The sequence below is a fragment of the Bradyrhizobium sp. USDA 4461 genome (assembly GCF_054055655.1).
The window spans coordinates 6,937,158-6,956,321 of the sequence record NZ_JBSRXM010000001.1 but is presented as its reverse complement, the minus strand read 5'-3'; the positions used below and the strand labels follow the sequence as shown (position 1 = coordinate 6,956,321).

Below are 19,164 nucleotides of genomic sequence, written 5' to 3'. Positions count from 1 at the left end.
TCCGATCCGGAGCGAGACCCATTCCCCAGCTCATCTTCGGCCTGACCAGTCTGTTGATCCTGGCCCGCTTCATCTGGCCGCTCGATTGGCCGCTCGCGGCCAAGATCGTCGCCGCGGTGCTGGTGCTGGTCGCCCTGCAATTTCACCGCTGGAACAGGCTGTCGTCGGGATCGGTGTTAACGCCGGAGTTTCCGCGTCCGGTGGTCGCGCTGTTCAACTGGGCGTTCGGCGCGGTCATGCTGCTGGCGCTGCTGCAACTGGCGCTCGATGTCGGGCTGATCGTCGCCGCGGTGATCCACGGCGGCTTCGTCGGCGTGCCCGACGGCGTGCGCTACGCGCTACTCGCGCTGGCGGCCACGGCCGCCGCGATCGGCGTCCATCAGGCGATGCGCATTCCGCCGCTGCACGATGTCGAGGTCGCGATCCCTGGACTGCCGCGCGAGTTCGACGGCTACACCATCCTGCACCTGACCGATCTGCATATCAGCCGGCTGTTTCCCGCGTCATGGGCGCGTGAGGTCGTCGCGCGATCGAACAAGCTTCGCGCCGACCTGATCGCGATCACCGGCGACCTGATCGACGGCAGCATCGATGCGCGGCGGAGCGACATCGCGCCGCTGGCCGACCTGATCGCCGCCGACGGCGTCTACGTGATCTCGGGCAATCACGAATATATCTTCGGCTATGACGGCTGGATGGCGCATTACGAAGCGCTCGGCCTGCGCTCGCTCGAGAACCGGCACATCGTGCTCGGACGCGGCGGCGGCCAATTGGTGATCGCGGGGATCACCGACCGCGCGTCGCGCCACCGGACGCATCCCGTCCGCGACCTCGCCGCGGTGCTCGACGGCGTCCCCAAGGGCGCGCCGGTCATCCTGCTCGACCACCAGCCGGCCGACGCGCGCAATTCCGCGGCGCACGGCGTCGCCCTGCAACTCTCCGGGCACACTCATGGCGGATTGATCTGGGGCATCGACCGCCTCGCCGCGCGCGCCAACGCCGGCTTCGTCTCGGGCCGCTACGACGTCGACGGCATGACGCTCTACGTCAACAACGGCACCGCGCTGTGGCCGGGCTTTGCCTTGCGGCTCGGCCGTCCCTCCGAATTGACGCGGATCACGTTGCGTGCGGCTGATGTCAGGTCCACCTGATTCACGCGTCAAACGGCTAGACCGGTGTCATCACCCGCGAAAGCGGGTGATCCAGTATTCCAGAGACGCCGATGCTTGAATCGAGAAGCCGCGGCGTACTGGATCGCCCGGTCCATGTGCGCAATTGCGCACAGGCCGGGCGATGACAGCGTGGGTGAGGGCACAGCTTCGCGTCTTCGCGACATGATTTGTCCGAACTGTGCTCCTCGTCTTGTTGCGAGCGAAGCGAAGCAACGCATGGTTCAAGCCATGAACATTCCGCCCCGCTCGCGCATGCTTAAGACATTGGTCATCTCTTTGCTTGCATTTTCACGACCTCATTCAGCAGGAGGCACCATGTCCGACATCACCATTCCCGGCGGAAAAATCCGTTCCTTCGTCGAGCGGATCGAGAACCTTGACGCCGAAATGGCGGAACTCAGCGAGCAGAAGAAGGAAGTCTTCTCGGAGGCGAAGGGCGAAGGTTTCGACGTGAAGATCCTCAAGGAGATCATCAAGCTGCGCAAGCAGGACCAGGACGAGCGCGACGAACGTGAAAGCCTGCTCGATCTCTACATGCGCGCAATGGAAACGGCGCCGGCGGGAGAGAAGACCGCGAAAGCGGCGTGAGGTCTGCGGAGGCGATGTGCTTCCGCAATCTACAGCGAGTAGGGCGGGTCAGCGAAGCGTAACCCGCTGAAACTGTTGCGAGCCAAGGGGCGGATTGCGCGTGCGGCTAATCCGCCCTCCGCTTGCTGCGGCTACGAAGCTCAGTCTCTGCTTCACTCCTTCCGGCGCCGACGCAGTAACCGTCGCAAAAACTCTTCGGCCTCTGCGTCATCCACCTCGATCTCCACCGTCTTGAAGCTGGGATTGTTGATCGACACGATTCCCTTCTGCCGTGCAGCATAGAGGGTTTCGCGTAAAGTCTCCGAGTCCCCATGAAAGAGGTCGGTTGCCAAGGAGAAATCGGGGGTTACGTCTAACTCTTTCATCCTTTCAACCAAGTCTTCGTAAGCTTGGGCGAAAGCGGCATCCGTCTGTGATCCGATAAGGCGTAGCTTGCTGACGCCACGTAGTTTCAGCGCGCACAGCAGCCCGGTGACAAATTGGCTTGAAGTAATGAGTTTTGACATGCTGATAGATGGTTGTCGGTTGCGGCGCGGACAACTAACGAGGGTAGGTCAACTCTAGTTAGGATGTCTAGTGAATTTGTTGGGGGCAGGGGATGACGCGCCCCCAACAAAAGTAGAGTGTTGCGATACAGCAATACTGGCCGCGTCTCACGAACACCCCGTCGTGCTTCCGCAAGTATCGCACTTCATGCACGTCCCGTTCCGCACCAGCGTGAAGTTGCCGCACTCCGAGCACATCTCGCCTTCGTAGCCTTTTGCTTTCGCTTCGGCGCGACGCTCCGCCTTGGACGGGGTGGCGGCTGCGGCTGAGCCGGGCTTGCTCCACGCTTGCAGGGCCTCGAGCTTCTCGGTCGGCGAGAGGTCGTGGCTGACTTCCTGCTTCAGGGCGACCGCGCCCTCGACGGTGTCGGAGGCACCGCGCGCGGTTGCGCCGTGCGAGGCCAGTGAGGTCACGCGGTTGCCGCCGGCCGGCGCGTTGTCGGCGTTCTGGCTCACCGCGGCCGAGCCGCCGCGCATGATGACGAGGTTGTCGGTGCGCGAGCGGGTGAGGCCGCGCGACAGATACTTCGTCGCCTGGTGCTGCGGCGCTTCTTCCGGCTGCTCCTTGCCTTCCTCGACGCCCTTGCCGAGCGCGTCGAAGCCAGACTCGTTCGGATCGACATGGGCGAGATCGAAGCGCGACATGTAGCTCACCGCGAGCTCGCGGAAGACATAGTCGAGGATCGAGGTCGCGTATTTGATCGAGTCGTTGCCCTGCACGGGGCCTGCGGGCTCGAAGCGGGTGAAGGTGAAGGCGTCGACATATTCTTCCAGCGGCACGCCGTATTGCAGGCCGAGCGAGACCGCAATCGCGAAGTTGTTGATGAAGGAGCGGAGTGCCGCGCCTTCCTTGTGCATGTCGATGAAGATCTCGCCGAGCCGTCCGTCGTCATATTCGCCGGTACGGAGATAGACCTTGTGGCCGCCGACAACCGCCTTCTGGGTGTAACCCTTGCGTCGGTCAGGCATCTTCTCGCGCTCGCGCATCACCACGATGCGCTCGACCAGCTTCTCGACGATCTTCTCCGAGACCTGGGCGGCACGCGCGGCCATCGGCTTCTCGTAGAGCGCCTCGACCACGTCGTCCTCGTCCTCGTCGTCGGAGATCAGCTGCGAGTTCAGCGGCTGCGACAGCTTCGAGCCGTCGCGGTACAGCGCGTTGGCCTTCAGCGCCAGCTTCCACGACAAGAGGTAAGCGGACTTGCAGTCCTCCACCGTGGCGTCGTTCGGCATGTTGATGGTCTTGGAGATCGCGCCCGAGATGAACGGCTGCGAGGCCGCCATCATCCGGATGTGGCTCTCGACCGAGAGATAGCGCTTGCCGATCTTGCCGCAGGGGTTGGCGCAGTCGAACACCGGGTAGTGCTCGGCCTTCAGATGCGGGGCGCCTTCCACCGTCATCGCGCCGCAGATGTGCACGTTGGCGGCTTCGATCTCGCGTTTTGTAAACCCGACGGCCTGGAGCAGGTCGAAGCCGGGGGCAGCGATGGCCTCGGCGCCGATGCCGAGCTGGTCGCGGATGAAATCTTCGCCAAACGTCCACTTGTTGAAGGCGAACTTGATGTCGAACGCGGTCGGCAGCGCCTTTTCCACTTTTGCTATCGCTTCATCGGTGAAGCCTTTTGCCTTCAGCGTCGAGGCGTTGATCCCGGGCGCATTCGACAGCGAGCCGTGGCCGACGGCGTAGGCCTCGATCTCGGCGATCTCGCTCTCGCGATAGCCGAGCGCACGCAGCGCTGACGGCACCGCCTGGTTGATGATCTTGAAGTAGCCGCCGCCGGCGAGCTTCTTGAACTTCACCAGCGCAAAATCAGGCTCGATGCCGGTGGTGTCGCAATCCATCACCAGGCCGATGGTGCCGGTCGGCGCCACCACCGTGGTCTGGGCGTTGCGATAGCCGTTGACCTCGCCGAGCGCCAGCGCGTCGTCCCAGGCCAGCTTGGCGTGGGCGACGATGTCGGCTTGCGGGCAGGAGGCGTGATCGAGCGGCACCGGGTTGACCGAGAGCGCCTCATAGCCGGTCGCGTTGCCGTGGGCGGCGCGGCGGTGGTTGCGGATCACGCGCAGCATGTGCGCGGCGTTCTTCTTGTAGCCGGGGAAGGTGCCAAGCTCGGCGGCCATCTCCGCCGAGGTCTTGTAGGCGATGCCGGTCATCACAGCGGTCAGCGCGCCGCACAGCGAACGGCCTTCCTTCGAGTCATAGGGCAGGCCCATGGTCATCAACAGGCCGCCGATATTGGCGAAGCCGAGGCCGAGGGTGCGGAACTCGTAGGACAGCTCCGCGATCGCCTTCGACGGGAACTGGGCCATCATCACGGAGATTTCGAGCACGATGGTCCAGAGCCGGCAGAGATGCTCGTAGGACTCGATGTCGAACCGTTTTGTGCTGGTGCTGTAGAACGTGAGTAGATTAGCAGAAGCCAGGTTGCACGCCGTGTCGTCCAGGAACATGTATTCCGAGCACGGATTGGAGGCGCGGATGTCGCCGGACGCCTTGCAGGTGTGCCAGTCGTTCATCGTGGTGTTGAAGTGCAGACCGGGATCGGCCGACGCCCAGGCGGCGTAACCGATCTTCTCCCAGAGGTCGCGGGCCTTCAGCGTCTTGGTGACCTTCTTGGTGGTGCGGCCGACCAGATTCCAGTCGCCGTCGGTCTCCACCGCGCGCAGGAAATCGTCCTTCAGCGAGACCGAGTTGTTGGAGTTCTGGCCGGAGACGGTGAGATACGCCTCGGAATCCCAGTCGGTGTCGTAGGTGTCGAACGAGATCTCCTTGTAGCCCTGTTTTGCAAATTGGATGACGCGCTTGATGTAGTTGTCAGGGACCAGCGCGCGGCGGGCGAGCTTGATCTCGCGGCGCAGCGCCGGGTTTTTCTCGGGATCGAAGCAGTCGTCGCCAGAACCTTCGCAGTTGACGCAGGCCTTCATCACGGCCTTGAGATGCTTCTGGTTGATCTTGGAGCCGGTGACGAGCGCCGCAACCTTCTGCTCCTCCTTCACCTTCCAGTCGATATAGGTCTCGATGTCGGGGTGATCGGCATCGACCACGACCATCTTGGCGGCGCGGCGGGTGGTGCCGCCCGACTTGATCGCACCGGCTGCGCGGTCGCCGATCTTGAGGAAGCTCATCAGGCCGGACGAGCGGCCGCCGCCGGACAGCTTTTCGCCTTCGCCGCGCAGGCTCGAGAAGTTGGAGCCGGTGCCGGAGCCGTACTTGAACAGGCGCGCCTCGCGCACCCAGAGGTCCATGATGCCGCCCTCGTTGACGAGGTCGTCGCCGACGCCCTGGATGAAGCAGGCATGCGGCTGCGGATGCTCATAGGCCGACTTCGATTTGGTCAGCTTGCCGGTCTTCCAGTCGACGTAATAGTGGCCCTGGCCGGGACCATCGACGCCATAGGCCCAGTGCAGGCCAGTGTTGAACCACTGCGGCGAGTTCGGCGCGACCATCTGCTTTGCCAGCTGGAAGCGGATCTCGTCGAAGAAGGCCAGCGCATCGTCTTCACTCGAGAAGTAGCCGCCCTTCCAGCCCCAATAGGTCCAGCAGCCGGCGAGGCGATCGAACACCTGCTTGGCGCTGGTCTCACCGACGATGCGCTCGTTCTCGGGGAGGCTCGCGAGCGCCTCGGTGTCCGGCACCGAACGCCACAGCCACGACGGCACGGTCTCTTCCTCGACCTTCTTCAGGCGCGCGGCGACGCCGGCCTTGCGGAAATACTTCTGCGCCAGCACGTCGGAGGCGACCTGCGACCAGAACTCCGGAACCTCGACGTTCTCGGCACGGAACACGACCGAGCCGTCCGGATTGCGGATCTCTGAGGTGGTCAGGCGGAAATTGATCCCGGCATAGGGAGACTGTCCGCTGGTGGTGTTGCGTCGTTCGATTCGCATGGTCGAGCCCCGTCACTTCTTCTGCCCGGTCCCACGTTTCCCCGCAGGTTGCCGGAATGTTGTCTATTCGCGGAGTCCGGAACACGTGTGGGCACGCCTCCCGTCATCCGCAGCTCAGCCGGTGGATCCGGCCTGTTCTCTCGTCCGCTCGGCGCCGGTTTGGCCCGGCCCTGCGGCGGCACAATCCCTAAGGGGTGCCCGACTGGTCGGGTCCTCCGGGTCATGCATTCAACGCCCCAAACGCTCACGCGACACGTCACGCGTACGCTCACTTGCGGGCCGGTTTCGGCCTCTGTTTGCGGGTCCTTCTCGGCCCGTTCGTCGTCCCCGTCGGCGTCCCAAAATCAGGGCAGACAAGCCCTTCACCCGCGGCCCGAAGGCCTGGCGGAGTGGTCATTTTGGAACCCTTGTGGGAGCGACCGGCGGGGACCCAAACACACTCGCGCCGAACAGGTTGAAAGCTAGGCCATGTCCGTTGCGCCCGTCAAGGACTAGTACGAGTTTCTGAATCAAACACTAAATATGGTGGAGGGGAGGGGGATAACAGGGCTGGTGCCGCGCCTGTGATCGCGCCAACTATCGGTGAGTCCTCAGGGATTCCCAAGCCAAAAAAATTCCTCAGCCCTGTGGATTGGCGTTTCGCCCCGCTGTTCACAGGTGAAGTTTTTATTCGCCGCCCCGGATTGAATTTTGGGGACTCACGTAGGGCTACGGGCAAACTACGGATCAGGCATGTCAGCGGCGTGATGGTCGGGCGACAAAATCGCGGGCAAGGTGGGGCCGACTCACATCGTTTCACACCCTTGCCGGGTTCCATGACAGTCCAGAAGCCTTCCGGGCGGCCGCGCCTTGCGCCCGCCGGCCTGATGTTCCTCGCCATCACCTCCGTGGGTTGGGGATTCAACTGGCCGTCCACCAAATTCCTGCTCAGCGAGCTGCCGCCGCTGACCTTGCGCGGCACCACCGGCGTCATCGGCGCGGTGCTGCTGGCGGCGTTGGCGCTGATCCGCGCCCAGAGCCTGCATGTCGAGGCCAGGCTGTGGCCGCGCCTCGTGCTGTATTCGCTGCTCAACGTCACCGGCTGGATGGTGCTGATGGGGCTCGCGCTGCTCTGGCTGCCGGCGAGCGAGACCGCGCTGATCGCCTACACCATGCCGGTCTGGGCTTCGCTGCTGGCCTGGCCGGTGCTCGGCGAGCGGCCGACGCTGTTGCGCACCATCGCGCTGGTGATGGCGTTCGCGGGGCTTGCCGCGATCATGGGCGGCAACGGCATTTCCGCGAGCACGGAGAAGCTGCCCGGAATCATCATGGCGCTCGGCGGCGCGTTCGGCTTTGCGCTCGGCACGGTGCTGGCGAAGAAATACCCGCTGGTGATGCCGCCGATCCCGGCGGCGGCCTGGCAGATCGGCCTCGGCTGCGTGCCGATCGCGATCATCGGCCTCCTGATCGAGACCACGCATCTCGACCGCATCACGGCGGTGGGCTGGTGGCTGCTGGTCTATTCGACCGTGATCCAGTTCTGCGTCGCCTATGTCGCCTGGTTCGCAGCACTGGCCCGCCTGCCGGCCTCGGTGGCGGCGATCGGTACCATGGCGGTGCCGGTGATCGGCGTGATCGCCTCCGCAGTCGCGCTGCATGAGCCGCTGGGGCCGACCCAGATTGTCGCTTTGCTGTTCACGCTCGCCGGCGTCGCGCTGGCGACGCGGTGAGCTTTCCTCTCCTCCGTCATTGCGAGCGAAGCGAAGCAATCCATTTCGCCACTTGTTGAGGCAATGGATTGCCGCGGCGCTGCGCGCCTCGCAATGACGGGAGAGAGAGCAGAGCTGCTATCCGCGCGCGAGACGCCGGGCGTACCCGCAAGCGCTCACATCACTCACCCAGCGCCTGCTGCAGCATGCTGGCGAGCTGCGCCTTGCGATAGGGTTTTGCCAGCAGCAGCACGCCTTCGTCGAGGCGGCCGTGATGCACGATGGCGTTCTCGGTATAGCCCGAAGTGTAGAGCACCTTGAGGCCGGGTCGCCGTTTTCTCACTTCGTCGGCGAGCTGGCGGCCGTTCATGCCGCCAGGCATGATGACGTCGGTGAACAGCAGGTCGAACTTCTCGCCCTTGTCGACCAGCGCCAGCGCGGCGCGGGCGTCCGGCACCGCGATGGTCTTGTAGCCGAGGCTGCCGAGCTGCGTGACCACGTAGTTGCGCACCAGCTGATCGTCTTCCACCACCAGGATGACTTCGCTGCCGCGCCGCACCGGCTCGGGCGCTGCGGCCTCGACCTCGACCTGGCCGCGGGCAGGGGGCAGATAGAGCTTGATCGTGGTGCCGTGGCCTTCCTCGCTGTAGATCTTGATGTGGCCGCCGGACTGCTTGACGAAGCCGTACACCATGCTCATGCCGAGGCCGGAGCCCTTGCCGACCTCCTTGGTGGTGAAGAACGGCTCGAACACCTTGTCCTGCACCGCGTGCGACATGCCGGTGCCGGTGTCGCTGACCGCGAGCAGCACGTAGCGGCCCGGCGTGATGTCGGGATTGACAGAAGCATAGGCGTCGTCGAGCACGATGTTCTTGGTCTCGAACAAGAGCTTGCCGCCGTTCGGCATCGCGTCGCGGGCGTTGATCGCCATGTTGAGCAGCGAATTGGCGAGCTGCGACGGATCGATATGGACGCTGGCGACATCGGGCGCCAGCACCGAACTGATCTCGATCTGCTCGCCGAGCGTCGGCCGCAGCAGCTTTGCGATATCGACCACGGTGCCGTTGATGTCGACGGTGCGCGGCTCCAGCGGCTGGCGGCGGGCGAAGGCGAGCAGATGCTGGATCAGCTCGCGGCAGCGTTCGGCGGCGCGGTCGATCAGCTCGGCAGTCTGCGCCAGCTTCGGCTGCGTGCGCAGGCTGTCGACCAGCGTCTCCGTCGTGCCGGTGATGACGGTCAGCATGTTGTTGAAGTCGTGCGCGACGCCGCCGGTCAGCTTGCCGATGGCGTCGAGCTTCTGCGCCTGTTGCAGCTTGTGCTCGGTTTCGCGCGAGGCGGTGATGTCGTGATAGATCAGCGCAGCGCCGGTGATGGCGTTGTCGCCGTCGCGCAGCGGCCGGCCCGACACCACGAGGTGGATTTCCGGCGCGCCGCGCACCGGCTTGGCGACGAACTCCAGCCCGTCGAATTCCTCGCCGCGCAACGCCCTCGCCGAGGGCATGTCGTCGGCCCGCATCGGCGTCTCGCCGTCGGCCTGGAACACGTTGCTCATGGCGCGCAGCTGCCGCACCGTCATGCCCGGCTTGTAGCGCAGCATCTTCTCGGCCGCCGGGTTGGAGAGCAGCACCGTGCCGGTGCCGTCGAGCACCAGCACCGCCTCCGCCATGGTGCGGAAGGTGGTTTCCATCACCGAGGTGGAGCGGCGCAGCTCCTCGAGGGCGGCGCCGAGATCCTTGGTGCGCTCGGCCACCTTGCCCTCGAGTGACAGATTGGTCGCCTTGGTCGCGCTGAGCGCGCCCTGCAATTCGCGGCTGGCGCGCCGCGCCGTCAGCGTCAGCGCGACCGCGAGCGCCAGGATCATCGCAACGCCGGCGAGGTCGATGGCCAGCAGCAGCCGGCCGTTGGTCTTCGACTGGTCGGTGCGAATCGCGAGCAGGCGGCGCTCCTCGGCGACCAGGCGGTCGAGCGCGGCCCCGACCTTGTCGGTCAGGGCACGGCTCTCGCCCGCGGAGATCAGCGCCGCGGCGCCGGCGGTATCGCCCGCGGTGCGCAAGCGGATCAGTTCGGCGCCGAGCGCAATCGCGCGCTCGACCTGTCCCCTGGTGCCGGCGAGCAACTGGGCTTCCTGCGGCGCCGACTTCACGGCGGTCATCAGCTCGTCGAATGCGGCGGTGAGGGCCGTGCTCTGGTCGCGGAACTCGTCGGCGAAGGAGGCGTCGCCGGTCAGCGCGAAGCCGCGTGCCGCGCTCTCGACGCCGCGCGGCAGCGGCCGCGCGTCGGAGATGCATTTGAGTATCTTCAGCGTGTGATCGACCGAATCAATCGCGCTGCGCGACTTGACATCCAGCCCGATCGACGCCGCGCTGATGACAAGGAGGATCGCAAGGCCGCTGCCAAGAATGAGACGCTGGGAAGCCATCGACGACGAGAGTACGAGCAATTATTTCGAAAGACGAGCGGAAGGAGCGGACTTCGCCAGACATTCGTTAACGGCGGCAATCAGCGCCTGCGGGGTGAACGGCTTGCGCAGGCAGGCGGAGGCGCCAAGCTCGATCGTCATCCGCAGGAAGTCCGGCGCCCGGTCGGCATTGGCGAAGGCGTAGCCGGACATCGCGATCACGGGAATATCGGGAGCGCGCTCGTGGAAGACGCGAATCGCCTCGAAACCGCGCATATGCGGCATGAAGACGTCGACCAGCATCACGTCGAAGGTGGCTTTTTCCAGCGCGCGCATGCCGGCTTCACCGCCGTCGGCGACGGTGACGTCGAAGCCCTGGCGCTGCAAACACACCTCGATGGCAACGCACACCATCGGGTCGTCATCGACCACGAGAACGCTCGGCACGATGCATCCTCTTTTTGCGGCCCCGCGTGCCGTCGACTCGCTTGGCCCGTCTGCCGATTAAGGCGGAACCCAAGTGGAAAGTCTGTATCATAGAATGCATATGCCGTTTGCTGACAAGCGGATTTCCAGCTAGCCCTGACGCCATCACTTGTATTTGTCCGCCCACATGACGACAGGTCCATGATCGCAGTTCCCGTCGCCGGCCGCGCCCCGCTGTCACCGTTCGGCCTCGCATCTCTGGTGGTCGCCTCGACCGGCTGGGGTCTCAATTTCCCGATCATGAAATTCCTGCTGACCGAGTGGCCGCCGCTGTCGTCGCGCGGGCTGTGCGGCGTGATCGGCGCGCTCGCGCTCGGTTTGGTGGCGCTCGCGCGCGGCGAGACGTTGCGCGTGCCGGATGGCATGTGGCCGCGGCTTGCCTTGGTGTCGACGCTGTCGATCGGCGGCTGGGTCGCCTCGATGGGCCTCGCGCTGATCTGGCTGCGCGCCAGCGAAGCGGCCGTGCTCGGGATCTCGATCCCGGTATGGGTCGCGCTGGTGGCCTGGCCGGTTCTCGGCGAGCGGGTGTCGCTGCCGCGCGCGACAGCGCTTGCCGTGGCGGTGGCCGGGATTGCCGCGCTGATCGGCGGCGGCGGCATCGATGCGAGCCTTGGCAAGTTGCCGGGCATCCTGTTCGCGCTCGCCGGCGCGCTTTGTGTCGCGCTCGGCACGGTGCTGACCAAGTATTTCAAGCTCGCAATGCCGCCGCTGTCGCTCGCCGCCTGGCAGCTTGCGATCGGCTGCGTGCCGGTCGCGATCGCGGGCCTCGTGATCGAGCAGCCGCAGCTTGCCGCGCTGTCGCAGCTCGGCTGGGCGTCGATGGTCTACATGACGCTGATCCAGTTCTGCCTTTGCTATGTCTGCTGGTTTGCGGCGCTGCAGCGGCTGCCGGCGGCGACTGCATCGATCGGCACGCTGCTGGTGCCGGTCGTCGGCGTGCTGGCGGCGGCGGCGATGCTGCGCGAGCCGCTCAGCACGAGCGACATCGCGGCGCTGCTCGTGACCTTCGCAGCCGTGGCGGTCGCCCTGCGCACATGAAAAGGGCGGCGTTGCCGCCGCCCCTTTTTTTAACCAGCGATTCAGGCCTTCGTTACGGGCAGGGGTGCCGCAGACCGTCATAGCCGAGATAGGTGCCCGAGGCCGGGTCGTAGGACTTGTAGCGCTGCGCGCAATAGCTCGCGTCGCCGCCCGGTACGGCTTCCACGGCGACAGACGGTTCGTCGTAATAGCCGTAGCTGTCGTCATAGTAGCCGGGGCCGTAGCCATAATAGCCGGAGCCGTAATACGCGCCCGAGGCGAGGGCGCCGCCAACGACTGCACCGGCCACCGCGCCGGGCCAGAACCCGCCGCCACGGTGATAACCGCCGTGCCATCCGCCACCGCCGCCGCGCCAACCGCCGCCGCCACCACCGGCCCACTGGCCGCCACCGCCACCACCGTGCCAGCCGCCGCCAGCACCCATGGCCGCACCACGGCCGCCGCCGAAGCCACCACCACCGCCGCCGCCACCGCCGCCACCGCGGGCACCACCGCCACCGCCCATCGCGCCCATCTGCGCGGCGGACTGGGCGAACGAAACGGTCGGCGCCACGGCCAGCGGCAGCGCAAGCGCCAGCGCCGCAGCGGTGCTCAGAACCTTCATATTGATCATTTTGGACTCCATCAAAACGGACAATGTCTAACCGCTTCTGCGGCCGGACGTTCCAGCGCGCGACGTTGATTGTCCGTCATCTTTGCTTGCCCGCCGGCGCATGTATGGCAGGTGAACAAAACTTCCCGTGACCGCGTCATTTGGCCGCCAAACGGGCCGCATCAAGCAGGCGATAGGGGAGTGCCTGGCTACCTCGGCGGCGGCTGGACATTTCGGGATTCAGGTGGCATCAGAGCCCGATAGCCTCGAACCCGTGACCGGCGACGCATGAAACAATTCCTGCTGAAATTCTTCACCTGGTGGAACGGCCAGACCTTTGGCACGCAATTGTGGACCTCGCGCTACGGCGAGCTGGTCGGCGAGGACGAGCAGGGCAATCGCTACTACCGCACCAAGGGCGGCGAGATCGACCCGACGCTGCATTTCGAGCGCCGCTGGGTGGTCTATAACGGCTATGCCGAAGCCTCCCGGATCCCGGCGGGCTGGCACGGCTGGCTGCATCACACCGTCGATGTGCCCCCGACCGAGCAGAAATATGCACCGCGGGAGTGGGAAAAGCCGCATCTGCCGAACCTGACCGGCACCGCGCAGGCTTACCGCCCATCCGGCTCGACGCTGGCGAGCGGCCGTCGCCCCAAGGCGACCGGCGACTACCACGCCTGGACCCCGGGAAGCTGACCCTCACGCCGTGTTGTCGCGAGCGTGCGCGCGTAGTAGCGCGCGTGCGTTGCACGCGCGACCGGCGGCGCAAGTGCGTGCCTGTGGACAACGGTAACAGCGGGGACAGGTGCATCGCCGCTGCCGGCGCCCGCTTGCGCCACGTGCGCCTTCGCGGCTCAATGAAGCCATCTTGCGGAGATGGGAAACCATCGCGTCGGATCGGGCTCCAGATCGCGACTGTCCCGATGAGCAGCGGCCTCCGAGTTGGATGCGGCCGGGAGATAGGCCCCCGGTACAGACGTCCTGAAATCGCCCGCAAATGTGGGGCCACCGTGAGACAGGAAGGGCCGCTCGGGAAACCGGGCGGCCTTTTTCTGTTGCAACGCGCACGACAGGCTCGGCATCTTTCGGCGATCAATCCAGCAGGCGTCGGGAGCATCAGATGAAGCGCTTGTGGACGATCATCGGCGTCGCCGACGTGCCCCGGAGCTTCAGGTGGTACCAGTCGTTGCTGGGCTTGCCGGAGTCAGCGCCTGCGCACGACCATTTCGGACAAATCGTCGATTCCGATGGCACGGTCCTGCTCTGCCTGCACGCCTGGGGGGCCCACGAACATCCTACGTTGACCAATCCCCGCGACGTCCGCCCCGGCAACGGTCTTCTGCTGTTCTTCCGGGTCGACGACCTTGACGTCGCTCTGCCAAGGGCGCGCGCGCTCGTCAGCCTTTTGGAAGAAGAGCCGCATCAAAATCCCAACACCGGGACCATGGAGTTTTCGCTCCGGGATCCTGACGGCTACTACGTCACGATCAGCGCGCTCGATCCGGCCTGACGCCCGCCTGGCGTTATGGCGACGCGCCCTGGGCGAGCCGCGCCGCCGCGCGGCCCATCAATTCGCCGCGGCGCGCATGCGCCGGCCCCATCCGCTCCTTCATGAAGGCGAGGATCTCGGCCGGCGCGGTATCGGGCGAACCGGCATTGAACGGCGGCGCCGGGTTGTATTCGAGCCTGAGCTGAATGGCTTCCGCGGTCTTGCGGTCGACCAGCTCGGACACCAGCGTCAGCGCGAAATCGATGCCTGCGGTGACGCCGCCGCCGGTGAAGCGATTGCGGTCGACGCAGACGCGGGTCCTGGTGGGGATCGCGCCAAAGCCGGCGAGGAAATCGATCGCGCTCCAATGCGTGGTGGCGCGGTAGCCTTTCAGCAGACCGGCGGCGCCGAGCACCAGGGACCCCGTGCACACCGACGTGACGTATTTCGCTCGCTCGGCCTGCTTGCGCAGGAAGGCCAGCATCTCCTCGTCGCCGACCATGTCGTCGGTGCCGAACCCGCCGGGCACGCAGATCACGTCGAGCTGCGGGCAGTCGGCGAAGCTGGTGGTCGGCGTCAGGACCATCACGGAATCAGTCTGCACGGGTTCGATCCGCTTCCAGATCAGATGCACGTTGGCGCCGGGCACCGAGGAGAACACCTGCAGCGGGCCGGTCAGGTCGAGCTGAGTCACCTTCGGGAAGACGAGCAATCCAATCTGCAGGGGTTCGGACATCGGAAGTCTCCAAATAGCGCTTGACGGAACCACGATGCCATGATGGCCTCTTGTCCAAAATGGCGTAATTCCCTCATTTTAGGACGTGTCGCCATTTGCCAGGATTTGGCGTAGCGAGGATTTGGCACATGATCGGCATCCTGATCTTTCCCGACTTCCAGCTGCTCGACGCGGCCGGCCCGATCGCGGCGTTCGAGATCGCTGCGCGTTTCGCCGACAGCCCGCCTGCTATCAAGACGATCGCGGTGAAGGCGGGGCCGGTGCGCTCGTCGTCCGGCGTCGAGATGCTTGCGCGCGGCTTCAAGCCGTCGGCGGCGATCACGACGCTGATCATTGCGGGCGGCAACGGCGTGCGCGCGCCGGCGACCTGTCCGACGACGCTTGCATTCGTGCGGCGGATGGCGGGCCGCGGCATCCGCGTCGCCAGCGTCTGTTCCGGGGCCTACGTGCTGGCCGAGGCGGGCTTGCTCGATGGCCGCCGCGCCACCACGCATTGGCAGCGCACACCGCATTTCGTGAAGGCCTATCCGAAGATCAAGCTCGAGCCGGACCAGATCTTCGTCCGCGACGGCAATATCTGGAGCTCGGCCGGCATCACCGCCGGCATCGACCTCGCGCTCGCCATGATCACCGAGGATTACGGCGACGAGATCGCGCAGAAAACCGCGCGCCAGCTCGTGCTGTACCACCGCCGCAGCGGCGGGCAGTCGCAGTTCTCCTCGCTGCTGGAATTGAAGACGCCGAACGGACGGTTCGGGCCGCTGCTGGCCTGGGCGCGCGAGCATCTCGACGCGCCGCTGACGGTCGAGGATCTCGCCGACAAGGCCGGGATGAGCTCACGGCACTTCACCCGCGCCTTCATCGCGGAGACCGGGACCACGCCGTCGAAGGCGGTGGAGCGGCTGCGCATCGAAGTGGCGCGGCAGCGCGTGCAGTCGTCGGGCGAGGCGATCGAGCGCGTCGCCGAGATCACCGGCTTCCGCGATCCCGAGCGGATGCGCCGCGCCTTCATCCGCGCCTTCGGCCAGCCGCCGCAATCGCTGCGCCGAGCGGCGCGCGTCGGGTAGGTGATTTGGGACAAGTTCGTTGTCCGATCTCGCACGATCCGTTTTGTCTTTGCATTGATGAACCAGTGCGACGGTTCCTGTGACCCACGTGAAGTGGGCGTGGGACCGGAGGAGGTTCTAATGACAAAGCATCGAACGATTACCGGGTTCGTGGCCGTCGCCGTGCTGGCTGTCACGGCAACTGCCGCGACGGTGAGGTCGCACTTGCCCCGGACCGCGGGCGTTGTGGTCGCCGACACGGACGCGCTCCCGGCCAGGGATTTCAGCGACCGCTGGTCCGCGATATCCGCCTTGGCTCCCGCAACGGACATGGCTGAGCGCGCACCTGACGCGCGTTAAATCGGTCAGGTCCGGCGGTTCGAGGCGCGTAGCGTTTGCTGCAGCACAAAAGCCCCCGCCAAGGCGGGGCAGCATGTCGAACGACTTGGTCTCAAATAGAACTAACGGTTCAACCGCGCCGGGATTGCGCGGCCATTCACCAATACACGCTTAATAATCCACGGACGTGCTGCGCACGAAACGAGCCCAGATCTCACCGGGTCAATGTGTCGGTCGCGATCTTCTTCTTGAGTGCTTCGCAGGTGTCCCTGACCTCCGTGGTCATCAACGAGACGGCTTCGATCTGCAGGAAGAAGCGCTTGCCCTGATCACGATAGCCCGCAGCGAACTCCTTGATTTCCGCGATCATGTCATGGACCCCGGCCACCATGACCTCGCAATTCTTGGCGGCCAATTGCAGTTCGGATCCGAGGGCCTCGATCTCTTTCACCGCCGCTTCATATTCGCGCACGACGGCCTCAGCCGACAGCATGCCCACCTCGTTGACGCCGTTGCGGTGCTCGACGTAGTCCGGCATCGGCGAGAGCGGCCGAATGTTGCTGCGTGGTCGATGCGGACTGGCAGCGCTGACGTCGCCATCGATCTGTTCCGACGGGGCACGGGCGAGAACTTCTGCACTAACACTCATGCGAACGCTCCATAAGTTGTTACGGCGAATGGAGTTTACCAATGTCAACGGATTTGTCTCGCTTTTCCACAAGTTTGAGACAGGTCCGATTGTGCATCGCAGCACGGCAAATTCCGCATTGGTATCAATGCGGCGCGTCGGGGTGCCAGCCGAGCAACGCCAGCATCACGAAGAAGCCGACAACATAAGCCACCATGATCGGCCAGCCCTGGGTGATCCAACGGACCACCGATTTGGCTTCCGGATACATGTTGGACACCGCAACACCGGCGGACGAACCGAACCAGACCATCGATCCGCCAAATCCAACCGCATAGGCGAGCAAACCCCAATCGTAGCCGCCTTGCCTCAGCGCCAGCGCGGTCAGCGGGATGTTGTCGAACACCGCGGAGACGAAGCCGAGCCCGAGTGCGGTCTGCCATGACGCGGTCGGCAGCTTCTCGACCGGCATCAGCGAGGCCGCAGTCACCAGCGCGAGCAGGAACACGGTGCCCTTCAGCGTCTCCGGCATGACCGACCAATCGGGCCGCCGCAGCAGCGAGGTGACGAGGATCGCGGCCCAGACCGCGAGCCCGAGCACCGGCAGGGCATCGAGCAGCGCAGGGAATTTCAGGTTCGCCGTCACGTTGGCGGTCAGCGCAGCGAGCAGGATCACGGCGACGATGGCAACCCGCGTCCAGTGGATCTTGAGGCCGGACGGTGCCTTTTTCACAATGGGCGAGAAGCGGTGCTGCTGCAGCGAGGCCGGCACCGCGAACACCAGCATTGCCGCGATGGCAGCGACATAGGCATCAATGACGGTGAGCGGGCTGATGCCGTCGATCCACATCATCGTCGTCGTGGTGTCGCCGACGACGCTGCCGGCGCCGCCGGCATTGGAGGCTGCGACAAGGGCCGCGAGATAGCCGATATGGACACGGCCGCGGAACACATGACGCGCAATGGTGCCGCCGATCAGCGCGGCTGCGATATTGTCGAGAAATGCGGACAGCACGAATACGAGCACCAGCAGGATCAGTCCGCCCTTCCAGTCATCGGGCAGCAGCGCCGGCATCTCGTCGGGGATGCGGCTCTCCTCGAAATGCCGCGACAGCAGCGCAAATCCCATCAACAGCAGGAACAGGTTCGCGAGCGTGACCCACTCATGCTCCATGTGGTGCACGAGGCCGGGCAGGCCCGCGCCGAATTTCGCAAAGCCGGCGAAGATCAGCTTGTAGGCGACGATCGCGGCAAGGCCCGTCAACGCCACCGCGAGCGTGTGGTGATGGAAGATCGCGACGCCGAGCAGGGTCAGCGCGAACAGGATGAAATCGAGCGGGATACCGTAGACGAGGATGGGCGTGAGCAAGAGGGTCTCGCGGGCTGGAGTGCTCGGCGGCGAAGCGCGCCCGGCCGCACTATCGCGTGAGGCGGGGAACTGCAAGACGCGCTAACGCCGCAAGGTGCGCCTGCCATGCGCTCCCGAGCCTCGATCAGGAGGCGACGCGACCGGCGTCGCCCGATCCGATCGGTCAGCCCAGCGTCTTCAGCCAGGCACTGATCTCGGTGACCGCGACGTTGGCCTGATTGAGCAGCTTGCCCATCGTGAAGAAGCCGTGGAACTGGCCGGGGAAATGCCGGTAGGTCACGGGCACGCCGGCGTCTTTGAGGATTTTGGCGTACTCGTCGCCTTCGTCGCGCAAGGGATCGGCGCCGGCGGTCAGCACATAGGCCGGCGGCAATCCGGCGAAGTTTTTCGCGCGCGCTGGCGAGGCGCGCCAATCACTATTGTCGGCGTCGCCGAGATAGTGGTTGGCGAACCAGCCGATCACCGAATGCGTCAACAGGATGCTGGTCTCGGGCTCGCGGTGCGAGGGATGCTTCCGCGAAAACTCCGTCGCGGGATAGACCAGGAGCTGGGCCGCGAGCTTCGGCCCATTGTCGCGAGCGGTGAGGGCAACCACAGCCGCAAGGTTGCCGCCGGCGCTGTCGCCGCCGACGATCAGGCGCGCGGCATCGATGCCGAGGTCTTTCGCGTTGGCAGCGACCCATCTGGTCGCGGTGACGGCGTCGTCGACCGCGGCGGGAAAGCGGTGCTCCGGTGCCAGCCGATAATCGACCGAGATCACGATCAGCTCGCCCTCATGGGCAAGCTTCTGGCAAACGACTTCGTGGGTATCGAGATCGCCGATCACCCAGCCGCCGCCATGGAAGAACACCAGGCATGGCGCGAGCCCGTTGGTCGTGCGCAGTGTGTTCGGCGTGTAGATGCGGGCCGGGATCGTGCCGTGCGGCGCCGGGATCGCGAGCTCCTTGCTCGATTCAAGCGCGGGCGGCTCGGGATTGGAGACGATGCGGGCGGCCCGATAATATTCGCGCGCTTCCGGCGCGGTCAGCGATTCATAGGCGGGACGGCCGGCCTCCTGGAAGGCCTTGTAGACAGCGGCGGCATCGGGATCGAGAACGACGGGCATTCGTGGACCTTCTTTCTGTTACGCCATCCGGGGCGATGCGGAGCATCGAACCCG

The 19,164-nt window shown here is 65.2% G+C and carries 16 protein-coding genes; 7 read left to right on the top strand and 9 right to left on the bottom strand.

Annotated elements, in window-relative coordinates; translation table 11 throughout:
• The first annotated feature begins 20 nt into the window (after positions 1–20).
• Both ACVINW_RS32730 and ACVINW_RS32725 read left to right on the top strand, forming a co-directional pair.
• On the top strand, positions 21–1,151 hold the full coding sequence (locus ACVINW_RS32730; protein WP_456756554.1) for a metallophosphoesterase: 1,131 nt from the start codon (positions 21–23) through the stop codon (positions 1,149–1,151).
• Between the two features lie 336 nt (positions 1,152–1,487).
• Complete coding sequence (locus ACVINW_RS32725; protein WP_456756553.1) at positions 1,488–1,760, top strand: DUF2312 domain-containing protein; 273 nt, start codon at positions 1,488–1,490, stop codon at positions 1,758–1,760.
• 152 nt (positions 1,761–1,912) lie between these two features.
• On the opposite strand, the gene ACVINW_RS32720 is transcribed toward ACVINW_RS32725, so the two are convergent.
• Together ACVINW_RS32720 and ACVINW_RS32715 are read right to left on the bottom strand one after the other, a co-directional pair.
• Positions 1,913–2,266 (bottom strand): hypothetical protein, encoded by a 354-nt coding sequence (locus ACVINW_RS32720; RefSeq protein WP_456755083.1) that lies wholly within the window; start codon positions 2,264–2,266, stop codon positions 1,913–1,915.
• A 147-nt stretch (positions 2,267–2,413) separates the two neighbouring features.
• Positions 2,414–6,193: a vitamin B12-dependent ribonucleotide reductase gene (locus tag ACVINW_RS32715; RefSeq protein WP_456755082.1), complete on the bottom strand. Its 3,780-nt coding sequence runs from the start codon at positions 6,191–6,193 to the stop codon at positions 2,414–2,416.
• Positions 6,194–7,008: 815 nt separating this feature from the next.
• On the opposite strand from ACVINW_RS32715, the gene ACVINW_RS32710 reads away from it, so the two are divergent.
• Positions 7,009–7,902 carry a DMT family transporter gene (locus ACVINW_RS32710; protein ID WP_456755081.1) on the top strand — a complete coding sequence of 298 codons (894 nt, stop codon included), beginning with the start codon at positions 7,009–7,011 and terminating at the stop codon, positions 7,900–7,902.
• A gap of 160 nt (positions 7,903–8,062) precedes the next feature.
• On the opposite strand, the gene ACVINW_RS32705 is transcribed toward ACVINW_RS32710, so the two are convergent.
• The gene (locus ACVINW_RS32705) at positions 8,063–10,300 is read right to left on the bottom strand and encodes a CHASE3 domain-containing protein (protein ID WP_456755080.1); all 2,238 of its coding nucleotides are present in this window, start codon (positions 10,298–10,300) and stop codon (positions 8,063–8,065) included.
• Positions 10,301–10,321: 21 nt separating this feature from the next.
• Entirely contained in the window at positions 10,322–10,726 is a 405-nt protein-coding gene (locus ACVINW_RS32700; protein WP_076860141.1) for a response regulator, read from the bottom strand.
• A gap of 180 nt (positions 10,727–10,906) precedes the next feature.
• On the opposite strand from ACVINW_RS32700, the gene ACVINW_RS32695 reads away from it, so the two are divergent.
• Positions 10,907–11,803, top strand: a complete 897-nt coding sequence (locus ACVINW_RS32695) for a DMT family transporter (RefSeq protein WP_456755079.1) — start codon at positions 10,907–10,909, stop codon at positions 11,801–11,803.
• Between the two features lie 52 nt (positions 11,804–11,855).
• Here the strand turns inward: ACVINW_RS32695 and ACVINW_RS32690 are convergent, their stop codons facing one another.
• Positions 11,856–12,416 (bottom strand): BA14K family protein, encoded by a 561-nt coding sequence (locus ACVINW_RS32690; protein WP_456755078.1) that lies wholly within the window; start codon positions 12,414–12,416, stop codon positions 11,856–11,858.
• Positions 12,417–12,683: 267 nt separating this feature from the next.
• Here ACVINW_RS32690 and ACVINW_RS32685 point away from each other — a divergent pair, with 267 nt between their 5' ends.
• On the top strand, positions 12,684–13,094 hold the full coding sequence (locus tag ACVINW_RS32685) for an NADH:ubiquinone oxidoreductase subunit NDUFA12 (protein WP_456755077.1): 411 nt from the start codon (positions 12,684–12,686) through the stop codon (positions 13,092–13,094).
• 424 nt (positions 13,095–13,518) lie between these two features.
• Entirely contained in the window at positions 13,519–13,908 is a 390-nt protein-coding gene (locus tag ACVINW_RS32680) for a VOC family protein (RefSeq protein ID WP_456755076.1), read from the top strand.
• Positions 13,909–13,921: 13 nt separating this feature from the next.
• Here the strand turns inward: ACVINW_RS32680 and ACVINW_RS32675 are convergent, their stop codons facing one another.
• Positions 13,922–14,623 (bottom strand): DJ-1/PfpI family protein, encoded by a 702-nt coding sequence (locus ACVINW_RS32675; protein ID WP_456755075.1) that lies wholly within the window; start codon positions 14,621–14,623, stop codon positions 13,922–13,924.
• Between the two features lie 128 nt (positions 14,624–14,751).
• Between ACVINW_RS32675 and ACVINW_RS32670 the strand changes: the two genes are divergently transcribed.
• The gene (locus ACVINW_RS32670; protein WP_456755074.1) at positions 14,752–15,690 is read left to right on the top strand and encodes a GlxA family transcriptional regulator; all 939 of its coding nucleotides are present in this window, start codon (positions 14,752–14,754) and stop codon (positions 15,688–15,690) included.
• A gap of 532 nt (positions 15,691–16,222) precedes the next feature.
• Here the strand turns inward: ACVINW_RS32670 and ACVINW_RS32665 are convergent.
• From ACVINW_RS32665 to ACVINW_RS32655, 3 genes are all read right to left on the bottom strand, one after another.
• The gene (locus tag ACVINW_RS32665) at positions 16,223–16,546 is read right to left on the bottom strand and encodes a hypothetical protein (protein WP_456755073.1); all 324 of its coding nucleotides are present in this window, start codon (positions 16,544–16,546) and stop codon (positions 16,223–16,225) included.
• 235 nt (positions 16,547–16,781) lie between these two features.
• Positions 16,782–18,005 carry an SLC13 family permease gene (locus ACVINW_RS32660; RefSeq protein WP_456755072.1) on the bottom strand — a complete coding sequence of 408 codons (1,224 nt, stop codon included), beginning with the start codon at positions 18,003–18,005 and terminating at the stop codon, positions 16,782–16,784.
• 163 nt (positions 18,006–18,168) lie between these two features.
• Complete coding sequence (locus tag ACVINW_RS32655; RefSeq protein WP_456755071.1) at positions 18,169–19,110, bottom strand: alpha/beta hydrolase; 942 nt, start codon at positions 19,108–19,110, stop codon at positions 18,169–18,171.
• Positions 19,111–19,164: the final 54 nt, after the last annotated feature.